The following is a 12,066-nucleotide window of genomic DNA, read 5'->3' as shown; positions in this document are numbered from 1 at the left end:
GGGTGGTGGGCGCGTCGGGGTTGGCTCCCCCTTGTGCCTCGGGCGGCTGTTCATGCGCCGTCCTGTCAGGAGGCTTGGCGACCCCGGTGGCCTGTGGGCCCACGAGGATGTCGACGTGCCGCCACTCGAACTCGAAGCTGTTCACCGGCGTCTTGCCCGGGCGACGAGGCACGACGAAGACCTGGGCCAACGCCAGCTCCGGGAGGAGCAGGGTCAGCGCGGCGGCAGCGAGGAGACGGGGGTTCACGAAGGTCACCTCTTGGGGTGGGGTACTGGCGAGACAGGTGCTTCCTAGGAGGCTCGCTCTCAGGAGTGAGCCTATACAAGCGCCTCGATAATTTCTTTTCGTTTACTTGCCGGGCGGTGGACGTCGCCGCTCCCTTGGGGAGAAAGAGGGAAGGGCTTTCGTTGGGTTCCAACGCCCGGTATGCATACGGGCCATGAGACGCTTCTTCCTACTGAGCAGCACGCTGGTCCTCGCCCTGGGTTGCGGCAAGGACGACGACTCCAAGAACAAGGCGGAGTGTCATCTTGCCGCCATCAACCTGTCGGCCTGTCAGCGTTCAAGCCTCGCCTCGGTGCAGTCCACCGGGGTGTGGAACGTCAATGTTGAACTGAACGACGGCTCGGGCTCCGCGGGAGCGCTGAAGTTGTCGGGCGGTTCAGGGGCCCAGATTCTGGGGTTGTCGGTGACGGAGCAGCAGCTCACGGAGGACACCTTCTATCTGGCCGCCGACGTGGTGGACACGTACGGCCGCACGGTGCGTTACGCGTTCGCGGGTTGCGAGGCGAGTGCGCCGACGAAGCTGGAGGGAACGTTCCGTCGGTGTGTGGACGGAGCGCTGGATCTGCAGGGCACCTTCAAGGGGGCTCGCCTGGAGCGCAACGCGGGCGAAGGCGAGTCGTCGGGCGTGGAGCTGGTGAAGGAGCTCGCGTTGCCGCGCGGCGCCGCGCGGGATTTGACGGTGTCGGGTGGCTACGCCTATGTGCCCGCGGGCCCCGAGGGCTTCTTCGTCTTCGACGTGACCAACCCGGCCGAGGCGCGGCGGGTGGGCGAGGGCAATCCGGGCAACGACGTCTACACGGACGTGGCGGTGAAGGGCACCACGCTCTTCGTCGCGAGCCAGAAGAATGGCCTGGCCCTCTACAACGTGGCGAATCCGGCGGCGCCCGCCTTCCTGCGTGCGTTGGCGGACCCGGCGGTGGAGGTGGTGTCGCTGGCGGTGGAGGGGAACCTCCTGTTCGCGGCGTCGCCCGCGCCCAACGGAGAGGTGCTCATCTTCGACGTGACGACGCCGGTGCAGCCGAAGCTGGTGGACCGTTACTTCGTCGAGGGCGCGCAGCCGCAGGGTGGCGAAGTGCCGATGGATGTGATGGCGGTGGGCAATCGCCTGTACGTGAGCAACTGGACCTACGGCGTGACGGTGTCGGATATCACCACGCCGTCGACGCCGAAGCTGCTGGGGCGGTTCAGTGGTGGCACGTCGCGCACGGTGGCGGTGGGCACGGTGGGTGACCGCACGCTGGCCTTCTCCGCTGGCGAGGACTGGGACGCGCACCTGACTGTGCTGGATGTCGCGTCTCCGGCGAACGTGCTCCAGGTGGGTGAGTTCCGGATTCGTCCGGAGGTTTCCATCCGCGCGCTGGCGCTGTCGGGAGCGAAGCTCTACGTGGCGCACTATCAGGATGGCCTGCGCGTGCTGGACGTGAGCAACCCGAGCGTGCCGCGGCAGGTGGCGTACTACAACACCTGGCGTGAGACGGATGCTGGCCGTGGCATCTCGTTCTTCGAGGGGCTCAACAGCGTGAACGTTCCCGGGGATGGGTACGTGTACGCGACGGATTCGTCGCGAGGGTTGCTCATCTTCCGCGAGACGCCGTGAGCATCAGGTCGCACCATCGGTTGAGGCGCCTCGTGAGTGAGGCGCCTCGCCGGTGTCGTGCGCGGAAGGTGCTGCGTTGTGCGGTCGCTTCGTTCGTGAGCCAGGTGCTTCGCCGGCGTCACGGAGTGAGCAACGAGTTGCCCGTGTCGGACCTGCCGAGGCTGGTGTCACGGCGCGAGCAGGGAGTTGGCCGTGCCGGACGTGCCGAGGCCGCCGTCACGGAGTGAGCAGCGAGTTGCCCGTGCCGGACCTGCCGAGGCTGGTGTCACAGCGCGAGCAGGGAGTTGCTCGTGCCGGACCTGCCGAGGCTGGCTTCACGGAGTGAGCAACGAGTTGCCCGTGCCGGACCTGCCGAGGCTGGCGCTGCGAGCGAGGCTGAGTTCGACGCCGGCATCTTGCAGTGCGCGTCGCGCGGAATACGTGTCGCTGCGTCCGGCTGCGTCGCGGGCGAGGTTGATCAGGGCGCGGGCGCGTTCAGCATGAACGATGACAGTCCCCTGGCCGAACTCGGCGGCGCTGTCGCGGACGCTGGCGAAGGCGCTGTCGGCGATGTCCAGCGCGTTGCCGACATCGTCTTCGCCCTGTTGGAGCGCGGCATCCGCCGCGAGCATCCACTCCCCCGCGCTCTGGATTGCGGCGAGCCGCTGCTGACGTGAGCGCTCGGTTTCGACCGCGCGCTCGCCGAACGTGTCGACTTGCTGCTGGGTGGCCTGGGCGTTCTGTTCAATCTGGGTGTCGCGTGTCTTGAGTTCTTCCTCGAGTTGCTGAAGGCGATTCCGCAGTTGGGTCACCTCCGCGTCCGTGGCGGGCTCGGTGGCCTGGGCCGAAGGGTTCGCGGCGGTGTTTCCATTCTGCTGCCCGCTCACGGAAGACTGTTGCTGCGGTTGAGCCGGCGCGGTCGATGTGTCGCCCGACGCGCCCGCGCCGCCCTGTCCATCGAGTTGCTCTGTTTCAGTGGGCCCAAAGCCACCAAGGGAGTCCTGGCTGTCAGGCTGTGTCGTCGTGCTCGTGCCGGAACCCCCCGTCGCGCCCTGGTTATCAGGCTGTGTCGTGGCCTCCGTGCCGGAACCACCCGTCGCGCCTTGATTATCGGGCTGTGTCGTCGTGCTCGTGCCGCCGGTCGTGCCCGGGTTGACGGGCTGCGTCGTCGTGCTCGTGCCACCGGTCGCGCCCTGGTTGTCGGGCTGCGTCGTGGTGCTCGTACCCGAGCCGCCAGTCCCCATGGGATCCACGGGAGCCGTCGTCCCGCTCGTGTCCAAGTCGCCGGTCGAGCCCTGAGTGCTGGGCTGGGTCGTGGCATCCGTGCCAGAACCACCGATTCCTGTCTGGCCAGCGCTGTCCGTGCCTGAAACGTCGGACGAGTCCTGTCCGCTCGGAATCGGGGTCTGCGGCGCCGTGCCGGCCGTTCCATCCAGCCCGCCAGCCTGCGATGCCGACGACGGAGCCACGGCCTCGGTGTTCGAGCCACCTGGCTGCGAAACCCGAGCATCACCCGAGTCATCCGAGCCCGCCCCCTGTCCTGTTGTCACATTGCCCGAACCACCCACGCCCGGGGCATCTCCGCCTGTCGTCCCCGAGGTCGTTGATGAAGCATCGGAGTCATCCGTCCCACTGCCCCCCGTGCCTTCCGGCACCTCGGCGGGGATGGGCTCATAGTTCCGATACGTTTCGTCGATAGCCACCTCGCCGGAAGTCGACGGGGCATCGCCATCCGGAAGAGCAGGCGTGATGCTGTAGGGCCCATAGGGCGCCGTCCCATCCGCCATCGGAGATTGAAGGACGTAGTTGGGAGGGAGCCATGCGCCGTCCGCTGCCTCGGCGGCCTGCTCGTTCGCATCCCGCAGGGCCGAAGCCGCGGGGCCCCTGTTGGACGGATCCGTGGGGGAAGGGTAGGGCGCCTCGCTCTGACCCTGCGCGAGGCTCAATCCGGCGGCGATGGCGATCCACAGGTGCATGCCGGAAGGATGTTCACTGCATGAATTCTCCGGCACCTCGTCGGCCCAAGCGCCCCTCGTTGGCCCGCCCGGGCGGCGACCTGCCCCCGAAAACGAAGGACCGCGTCCCCGGGAATAGGAGACGCGGTCCCTGAAACTCCACTGCGCGAGGTGTCCGCGTCAGATGCTGATGCGCAACCCCGCGCCCAGCTCGAAGGTGGGCGCCGCCAGGGTGCGGCCATGAACGGTCTCCCCGTTGACGTCGACGTCGGGCACCGAGAAGCCGAGTCGGAACTCACCACCCTTGTGGCCGTAGTGAACGGCGCCATAGGCCTCGACCGTCAGGTAGCTGAGGGCGCGGTGGGTGACGTTGATCCGACTGATGTACGACTTGTCCGAGAGGTTGCTGAGCGTGAAGAAGTTGAAGGACGTGCGCTCGAGCGACCCGGGCCGGTCCAGGAACAGGTACGCGGCACCATAGTGGCGGCCCAGATACAGCGGCTGGAAGGCGTCCTCCGCGATCAGGTACGGATAGCCGAAGGAGCTCGTGTAGCCCGTCGAGTTGTAGAAGTACTCCACGCCCAGCACTGCGATGTCGTTGTCGCCGTAAGGGAAGCTGTAGTTGGCGCCACCCGTCACCTGGGGCGTGAGCCCCGAGGGGACATAGGCCTCCACCAGCGACGTGTCCTTGATGATCTCCTCGTACGTGGTTCCGGCGGGGATTCGGTACAAGGGGCGCTCGGTGCCCTTCTTGATGCCCACTTCTCCGTAGACATCGATGGGACCCAACGCCGAGGACAGGTCGAACCCGAAGCGCGGCTTGCGGCCCCGCTGTGCCACGGCGCTGGCGCCGAACTCCGCGGGCCCGAGGACGACTTCCGCGCGCAGCGCCCCACCGATACGGCTCAGGCGGTTGACCGGGTCGGCCGCCACGGGGGGCGGAACGCCTCCCGTGTTGTCGACCAGCGCGCCCGCATCGGTGCCCAGGTCATCCATCACCGCGATGGCATAGAAGTTCCAGCCCTTCGCCTCCCAGGGAACGTGGACCTTCAACATGGACACGCCGGTGCGCAGGTCCACGAACGCCAGCGGATTGCGCCGCTGCGGTGACAGGAAGTCGGTGGGGTTCCAGATCTGCCCCGTGCCCCACTTCACATGCTGCTTGCCGATGGTGAGGAACAGGGTCCGTTCGATATCGAAGCGGAGCCAGGCCTGGTCCAGCAGCACGCGAGGATTGGACGGCGTGTTGTTGTCCGTGGTGCCCGTCTGCGTGGCCACGGTGGGGTCGTAGCTCAACCGCCCCACCACGAAGCCCCGCAGCCGGTCCATGGGCCGCGCGTCGAAGTACCCGTCCACCAGGGTGGGCGCGGAGAACGACGTGTCACCGAACGACGTCCCCTCCGTCGCCGCCGCGAAGCCGCGCATGTAGAACTGCCCGCCAATCTTCAGCGGGTCGTCCACGGCCTCATCGGAGTCGAAAGCGCTGCGCGTCCCTGGCCCCGACAGCGCCTGCGAGTCCCGGTCTCCCGGCTCGGGCGGAGCCGTGGTCAGCGGCGGTTGCCGCTCGGTCGCGTCGCCCGTGTTGCTCGCGTCGGCATCCGCGGACGGCGCGGGGTCCTCGCCGAACACCTCGTCGTCACTGGGACGCCCCGGCGTGGGAGCCTCCCCGGGCGTGTCCGCCTGGGCGGGTTTGTCGTCCTCGCCCCCGAAGAGGGCATTCTCGTCCGGCCGCCCGGATTGCCCGAGCGCGGTGGTGCCGGCGAGGACCACGGACAGGGCCGTGGCCAGGGTGAGGTTGCGCGGGCTCATCGACTCTTGCTCTCGAGCCAGGCCTTGGTGAAGAGGTTGGCCTCCAGCGGGCGCAGGTCCACGGACTTGATGAGGATGATGGTGGAGTTGGCCTTCTCCACCTCGTCGTAGAAGCGGATCTCCTCGGGGAACCAGACGTCGGCGCCCTTGGACTCGCTGAAGATCTTCTTCCAGCGCGGATAGAGCGCGGTGCGCATCAGCCGGCCGGACAGTGCGTAGTCCTCGCGCTTGAGGATGTTGTTCGTGTCCTTGTCTATCCACATCTTGACCAGGGGATAGGCCACGTCCACGTTGGGCTTCACCTTCAAGAGCAGCTTGTGGGCGGTGAACTTGCCCAGCTTCGCCTCGCCTTCGTAGGTTGGGTCGAACTCCTCGGCCAGACGGGACTCGTCGAAGTCGGCGCGTCGGCTGTCGGTGCCGGCGATGCGCTCGCGCTCGGTGCGGCGCTCCCACTTGCCCACGTTGGGGTCGTAGCTCCAGAGGTTCTTGTCCATCCGCAGGTAGCCCTTGCCCGCCTCCGTCTTGGGCTTGCTGAAGAGGATCATCAGCTTGTCGTCCGCGTCGCGCCGGTAGACGAACGCCTCGCGCACGTTGTCTGTTTTGTCCTTCTCCTTCTGCTCCATGTAGATGAGCGACTTGTAGTCGCCACCGTTGCGCTGACGGTCATCGATGGTCGCCAGCATCTGCGTCATGGCGGCCGGCTCCAGGGCCAGCGCGACGGGCGCGGACAACATGGCCACGGACAGCGCCGCGGCGGACAGCAGATTCTTGAGGCTCATGGATTTCATCCGATGTGGTGCATCGCCGTCACCGGCTTGAGGCGCGCGGCGAGGAAGGAGGGAATCAGCGAGATGAGCGTGGTGCAGGTGGTGATGAACACCATGGCGCCGACGACGGAGCCCGCGTTCACCACCAGGTGCAGCCGGTCCGACATGATGAACATCGCCACGGCCGCCGGGACGCCCACGTGAGCGGCGTCCACGCCCAGGCAGACGGCCAGCCCGATGAGCGCGCCCGCCAGGGTGCCCAGCGCCCCGAGCGTCATCGCCTCGAACAGGAACATCGCCACCACCCGGGTGCGCTGCATGCCAATGGCGCGCAGCGTGCCAATCTCCCGGGTGCGCTCCCGGATGGCGATCCACAGCGTGTTCATGATGCCCACGCCGATGATGACCAGCAGCACGAAGATGAGGATGCCGGTCAGCCCGTTGAGCGCGGTGAGCGTCCAGGTGATGAACGACAGCTCATCCTCCCAGTTGGTGATGTCCAGCTTCTGCCCGGTCCACGCCTCGCGGTTGACGACCTCGAACTTCATCCAGAAGGCGCGAGGGTCATTGTCCATGAGCTGGTGGCCCGCGTCCGCCAGCACCGTGCGCAGCCGCGCCTGGACGACGGGCACCTGGTTCACGTCCTTGAGGTACAGATAGAGGGCGCCCGTGGTGTCGTCGCGCAGCTGGTACAGCGAGCGCAGCGTGTTGGACGGGACGAAGACGTTGAAGTCGCTCATCATGCCCACGTCGGTGGCGATGGCCGCGACGCGGACGTCCACCGTGTTGTTGGTGCCGCGCATCGTGGGGGCGGAGACGGTGACGGTGTCGCCCACCTTTACCTGGAGCCGCTTGGCCTGCTTCTCGAACAGGAGCACGGTGCCCTGCTCGTTCAGCCCGTCCAGGTTGCCCTCGTGGATCTGCAGGACCTGCCGGAAGCCCGGCTCGTCCTTCACGTCGATGCCGCCCACGCCCACCTGCATGGAGGCGGACTCGCTGACGATTTTCGCCCAGCCGCGCCCGCGCTGGACGGCGTAGTCCAGCTCCGGCACCTCCTTGCGGACCAGCTCGAGAATCTTGGGGTAGGCCGTCACCACCGGCGCGGCCTGGCCGGCGGTGACCTTGAAGAAGCCGCCCACGTTGACGTGGCCGGTGGCGAGCGTGGTGGCGGAGCGCAGCATCGTCTCCTTCATGCCCGTGGACAGGCCCATGAGGATGACGAGCAGCGCGGTGACGCCGGCGATGGCGCCGCCCAGCAGCAGCGTGCGCCGCCGGTGGGTGCCGAGGTTTCGGAATGCGATGAGGAAGAGTTGGAACATGGCCTTACTCGTCCGTCTGCATCGCCTGGAGAGGCGACACCCGCGTCGCGAGGAACGCGGGATAGAGGGTGGAAATGGCGGACACCAGGAGGACAATCACGAAGGCCGCGATGAGGTTGCCGGCGCTCAACGTGGGATAGAGGCGGGGACCGGAGAAGAAGAAGTACAGCGCCTCGTTGCCGGCGGGGATGCCGGCGCTGCCCAGCGCGCTCATGATGCCGCTGCCGAGCAGCGCGCCGCCCACGCCGAACACGAAGCCGAGCAGCACCGTCTCCACCAGCACCATGCTCAGGATGAAGGAGCGCTGCGCGCCGATGGCCCGCATCGTCCCGACTTCGCGCACGCGCTGGAGGGTGGCCATCATCATCGCGTTGTTGATGATGACCAGCGCGACGATGAAGATGATGAAGACGGCGAAGTAGAGCACCAGCTTCGCCATCAGCACGAACTGGCCGATGAGGCCCGCGGCCTGCTGCCACGACACCACGCGCAGCTTCAATCCCGCCGCCGTGGAGGCCTGCTTCAGCTCCTCCATCGTCTGCTGGAGCTGCTCGGGGTCCTTGAGGATGATGGCCGCGCTGAGCGCCACGCCCTGCTCGATTTCCTGCTGGGAGTAGACGCGCGAGGCCAGGTCGTCCCGGCGCAGCGAGCCCAGGGCCCCCTCGAACGCCTTCGAGTCCTCGATGAGTCCCGGCGTGGCCTCCGCCACCAGCGTGTTGCCGCTCTCCTCTCCGAAGAGCGCTTCCTCGGCGTTGGCGCGGTCCACCGCCTTCAGGCCGCTGTTCTTCTGCAGTTCGGCGATCTCCGCCTTGCGGTCCGGACTGAGGTAGCCGTACAGCTCCCGGAAGGACATCAGGTCCATCAGGTTGATGACGCCCGCCATTGCGGACTTCTCCAGCCCCTTGAACTGATAGGTGCCGTAGATCTTCACGTTGATGCTCTGCACGTAGCCGGTGCGCGTGAAGGCGGTGATGGTGAGGTTGTCACCCATGCGCATGCGGTACAGCTCCAACAGCGGCGCGAGCTCCGCGTAGAACTGCTGGTAGCGCGTGTCGAAGTTGTCGTCGGTGGTGGTGAGGAACTCCGACAGGAGCTTCTCCAGGGAGGCCTCCTTGCTGCCGAGCACCTTCTGCAGCCGCTCCACCGCCTGCCGCGTCTTGATGGGGTCCAGTTGGAAGAGGATCTCCCGTGGCTGCGTCTGGTTCTCCTTCACCCAGCGCTGCAGCTGCGGGTCGGTGTCGATGCGCTTCTGGTTGAGGTCCCGCTCCTGCTTGATGTTGTCCAGCCGGAGCGCCGTCTTCAGCTTGAGGAAGTTCTCGTAATAGAACTTGGACAGCAGCATGCCGCGCTTGCCCTGGGGCACCGGCTGACCGTCGACAATCTCCATGCGGTCGAAGGTGCGCTGGAAGGAGTCCAGGTCCGTGCCCACGTAGCGCATGTCCAGGAGGTCGCCGTCCGGAAGCTGCGGGGCGATCCGGTTCTCCAGGAACTCCAGCGAGGCGAACGGGTCCTGCTCGAAGGTGTCCCAGAACGCGTCGGTGCGAGCGCGCGCCAGGGCCTCCACCTCCAGCGGGTCCACGGCGGCGGAGCTGAGCAGCTCGCGGCTCTTGTTGCGCTGCTCCTCCATGAGCGACACCATCTGCCGCACGTGTGACTTGACGCTGTCGAGGTTCGCGCGAAGGGCAGGGGACTCGCCTTCCTCCGCGCGCTTCTTGTAGAGGTCTCTCAGGCGCGCGAGCGTCAGGTCCACCGTGTTGCCGGAGGTGATGAGCGCGCCGCTGGTGCCCATGGGCACCACCGTCTTCACGTTGGGGTGCTTCTCCAGGACGGGCTTGATGCGGCTGAAGTCGTCCAGCACCGCCAGGTCCGGCTCTCCGCTCATGCCGCCGTACAGGCTCAGCTCGTCCTTGGAGTCGTCCGAGTAGACCTGGAGGTGGCCCGCGACGCTGCCGATGATGCTGCGGCTCATCGCGCTGTCCATGCTGTCGAGCAGCGCGCCGCCCACCACCACCAGCAACGTGCCGAAGAAGATGATGCCGCCGATGAGGATGTTGATCTTGCTGGTGAACAGGTTGCGGAAGGCCACCTGCATCAGCAACCGGAGCTGGCCCATGTCAGTGACCCTCCGCGCCCACGGCCAGGGCCCGCTTCGCCTCGGAGGGGGTCAGCCGGTCCAGAATCTTGCCGTCCGCCAGACGCACCACGGCGTTCGCGTGGTTCATCACCTTGGCGTCGTGGGTGGAGAAGATGAAGGTGGTGCCTTCCTTCTGGTTCAGCTCCTTCATCAGGTCGATGATGTGCTGGCCCGTCACCGAGTCCAGGTTGGCGGTGGGCTCGTCCGCCAGCACCAGCTGGGGCCGGGTGACGAGCGCGCGCGCCACGGCCACGCGCTGACGCTGGCCGCCGGACAGCTCGTTGGGGCGGTGCTTGGCGTGATGGGCCAGGCCCACCTGCTCCAGCAGCTGATTCACCCGCTCCTTGCGCTGGTTCTTGTCCAGCTTGCGCTGGAGCAGGAGCGGGAACTCCACGTTCTGGAAGACGCTGAGCACCGACACCAGGTTGAAGCTCTGGAAGATGAAGCCGATGGTGTGCAGGCGCAGGTGCGTGAGCTGGCGCTCCGTGAGCTGCTTGGTGTCCTGGCCGGCGACGCTGACGACACCCGACGTGGCGGTGTCCACGCAGCCGATGAGGTTGAGCAGCGTCGTCTTGCCGCTGCCGGACGGGCCGGCGATGGAGATGAACTCACCGGGATGCACCTGGAGATCCACGCCTCGCAGCGCCGGGACGACCACCTTGCCGAGGGTGTAGTCCTTGGTCACGTTGGTGATGGAGACGATGGGAGATTGCGCGACTGCGGCGTTCATGCGGTGCGTCCTTTCGATGCCTTGGGGGTGCGGGGCGAGGGGCGGGCGCCGCGCGAGGCGCGCCACCGCTCGGCGATGCCGGCCATTTCGGCCAGGTAGAATTCACAGAAGTCCGCCGCCTCGAGCAGGTGCTGCTTGTGCGCGAGCTGCGGCGCGCGGAGGGCCTCCTGGCACACGCGGACAAACGCCTTCACGCTGTCCTCCGCGGTGCGAAGCCGGCTCTCCCAGCCGTCGTTGTTCACGACGTAGTAGTGCTGCCGGTCTCCGGGCACGCTGGCGGGCTCCACCAGTCCAATCGCCATGCTGGCGCGGATGTTGGTGGAAACGGAGGCCGCGCTCACCTTGAGCACGCGGGCAATCTGCTGGAGCGACAGCGGCTGGTCCGTCAGCATCAGGAGCGCGTGGATGCGCCCGCCGATGCGCGTGCTGCCCTGCCGTTCGAAGTACAGCCCCATCGATTCGATGAAGCGCTGCTCCGCGGCGCCCAGCTCCTTCATTCCCGGCCTCCGTCTCACCCGAGGAGGCCGCGCGCGACAGACGTCCGCGAAGGGCCAGGGTGGCGCCCGGCATCTAGTTCGTTCAGACCATTCAGTCAATACTGAATGAAGTGAACGCAAGCAGGGCCCGCGACCTGTGGAGGCCGCGGGCCCTGCTCATCCCCGTCTCGGGGGAAGACGTGCGTCACGGGTACCGGTCCGTCGGCTCAGTACGTGTCGGGGCTGGTGCTCTTGTCCCCGGAGGTGCCGGTCCCCATGTCCTTGTTCTTGTCGGTCCCCATGCCGGAGCCGCCGGTGCCCGGCTCCTCCATTGGGGCGCCCGGGTCCTGGGTGCCCGTGTCCGGGGCGGGCTGGTTGATGGTCGGGTCAGGCGTCATGACGTCCGTGCCCGCGCCGCCAGTGCCCGACAGCGAGATGCTCTTGGCCATGTTCTTCGTTTCCTTCACCTCGAAGCTGGCCCGGATCTCCTGACCCTCCTTGAGGTCCTTGGCCTTCTTGAGCGTCGGGTCGGTGAACGTCGTGCTCTTGTCGATGTCGAGCGTCACCACCGCGCCCTGCGCGTCCTGGACGAAGACCTTGCTGCTCTCGGCCTTCACCACCTTGCCGCTCAGCTCCTTCTGGCCCATGGCGCTGGAGCCCATGGTGGAGCCAGAGCCCCCCATGGAGCTGTCCTGCTGCATGGAGCTGTCCTGCTGCGTGCTCCCGGTACCTGAGGTGCCCGAGCCACCCTGGGCCGCAGGGTCCTGCTGCGGCTTGGTCTTGTCATCGTTCGCCATCGCCGCGCCGGACCCCATCAGCGCCATCGCCGCGAAAACCCCAACCAGCTTCTTCATGGGAGAGTCTCCTGTGTGAGTGCGACGGAGGGGTGTGCGTGATGCAATCGGTCCCTCCGCTGTTCCAAAAGCTAGGTGCGACCGTGGAAGGGGACAGGGCTGGGGGGGCAAGGTCGGCGCGTGCCCGGCCCCTCCCCTGCCGGTGGGCCATGGGCAGGGT

The 12,066-nt window shown here is 67.0% G+C and carries 10 protein-coding genes; 1 reads left to right on the top strand and 9 read right to left on the bottom strand.

From position 1 onward, the window contains the following. Positions 1–247: hypothetical protein (locus tag HR086_RS38405; RefSeq protein WP_174468112.1), on the bottom strand; the 247-nt coding region annotated here is incomplete at its 3' end. Between the two features lie 193 nt (positions 248–440). Here HR086_RS38405 and HR086_RS38400 point away from each other — a divergent pair. Next, entirely contained in the window at positions 441–1,883 is a 1,443-nt protein-coding gene (locus tag HR086_RS38400) for an LVIVD repeat-containing protein (RefSeq protein WP_174457201.1), read from the top strand. 314 nt (positions 1,884–2,197) lie between these two features. Here HR086_RS38400 and HR086_RS38395 read toward each other — a convergent pair whose 3' ends face one another. From HR086_RS38395 to HR086_RS38360, 8 genes are all read right to left on the bottom strand, one after another. Next, the gene (locus tag HR086_RS38395; protein WP_174468111.1) at positions 2,198–3,838 is read right to left on the bottom strand and encodes a hypothetical protein; all 1,641 of its coding nucleotides are present in this window, start codon (positions 3,836–3,838) and stop codon (positions 2,198–2,200) included. Positions 3,839–3,997: 159 nt separating this feature from the next. Continuing rightward, positions 3,998–5,626: a hypothetical protein gene (locus tag HR086_RS38390; RefSeq protein WP_174457199.1), complete on the bottom strand. Its 1,629-nt coding sequence runs from the start codon at positions 5,624–5,626 to the stop codon at positions 3,998–4,000. Further along, a complete protein-coding gene (locus tag HR086_RS38385) occupies positions 5,623–6,405 on the bottom strand; it encodes an outer membrane lipoprotein-sorting protein (RefSeq protein ID WP_174457198.1) in 783 nt (260 codons plus the stop codon). The genes HR086_RS38390 and HR086_RS38385 overlap by 4 nt, the downstream gene beginning before the upstream one ends. Before the next feature lie 5 nt (positions 6,406–6,410). After that, positions 6,411–7,712 (bottom strand): FtsX-like permease family protein, encoded by a 1,302-nt coding sequence (locus HR086_RS38380; protein WP_174461805.1) that lies wholly within the window; start codon positions 7,710–7,712, stop codon positions 6,411–6,413. Positions 7,713–7,716: 4 nt separating this feature from the next. Continuing rightward, positions 7,717–9,825 carry an ABC transporter permease gene (locus HR086_RS38375; protein ID WP_174468110.1) on the bottom strand — a complete coding sequence of 703 codons (2,109 nt, stop codon included), beginning with the start codon at positions 9,823–9,825 and terminating at the stop codon, positions 7,717–7,719. Position 9,826: 1 nt separating this feature from the next. Beyond that, a complete protein-coding gene (locus tag HR086_RS38370; protein WP_141648440.1) occupies positions 9,827–10,576 on the bottom strand; it encodes an ABC transporter ATP-binding protein in 750 nt (249 codons plus the stop codon). Continuing rightward, the gene (locus HR086_RS38365; protein ID WP_141648439.1) at positions 10,573–11,073 is read right to left on the bottom strand and encodes a GbsR/MarR family transcriptional regulator; all 501 of its coding nucleotides are present in this window, start codon (positions 11,071–11,073) and stop codon (positions 10,573–10,575) included. The genes HR086_RS38370 and HR086_RS38365 overlap by 4 nt, the downstream gene beginning before the upstream one ends. A gap of 206 nt (positions 11,074–11,279) precedes the next feature. Beyond that, positions 11,280–11,906 carry a hypothetical protein gene (locus tag HR086_RS38360; protein WP_174457195.1) on the bottom strand — a complete coding sequence of 209 codons (627 nt, stop codon included), beginning with the start codon at positions 11,904–11,906 and terminating at the stop codon, positions 11,280–11,282. Between the last annotated feature and the right edge of the window lie 160 nt (positions 11,907–12,066).

The organism is Myxococcus sp. CA039A, assembly GCF_013336645.1.
Lineage (GTDB): Bacteria > Myxococcota > Myxococcia > Myxococcales > Myxococcaceae > Myxococcus > Myxococcus llanfairpwllgwyngyllgogerychwyrndrobwllllantysiliogogogochensis.
The sequence above is the reverse complement of the archived record's forward strand: the minus strand, read 5'-3'. Positions and strand labels throughout refer to the sequence as shown.

Bases quoted from the DNA above. Each gene is read 5' to 3' on its own strand.
- HR086_RS38395 (WP_174468111.1), bottom strand. From the start codon at position 3,838: ATGCACCTGTGGATCGCCATCGCCGCCGGATTGAGCCTCGCGCAGGGT.
- HR086_RS38390 (WP_174457199.1), bottom strand. From the start codon at position 5,626: ATGAGCCCGCGCAACCTCACCCTGGCCACGGCCCTGTCCGTGGTCCTC.
- HR086_RS38370 (WP_141648440.1), bottom strand. From the start codon at position 10,576: ATGAACGCCGCAGTCGCGCAATCTCCCATCGTCTCCATCACCAACGTG.
- HR086_RS38400 (WP_174457201.1), top strand. From the start codon at position 441: ATGAGACGCTTCTTCCTACTGAGCAGCACGCTGGTCCTCGCCCTGGGT.
- HR086_RS38385 (WP_174457198.1), bottom strand. From the start codon at position 6,405: ATGAGCCTCAAGAATCTGCTGTCCGCCGCGGCGCTGTCCGTGGCCATG.
- HR086_RS38365 (WP_141648439.1), bottom strand. From the start codon at position 11,073: ATGAAGGAGCTGGGCGCCGCGGAGCAGCGCTTCATCGAATCGATGGGG.
- HR086_RS38360 (WP_174457195.1), bottom strand. From the start codon at position 11,906: ATGAAGAAGCTGGTTGGGGTTTTCGCGGCGATGGCGCTGATGGGGTCC.
- HR086_RS38375 (WP_174468110.1), bottom strand. From the start codon at position 9,825: ATGGGCCAGCTCCGGTTGCTGATGCAGGTGGCCTTCCGCAACCTGTTC.
- HR086_RS38380 (WP_174461805.1), bottom strand. From the start codon at position 7,712: ATGTTCCAACTCTTCCTCATCGCATTCCGAAACCTCGGCACCCACCGG.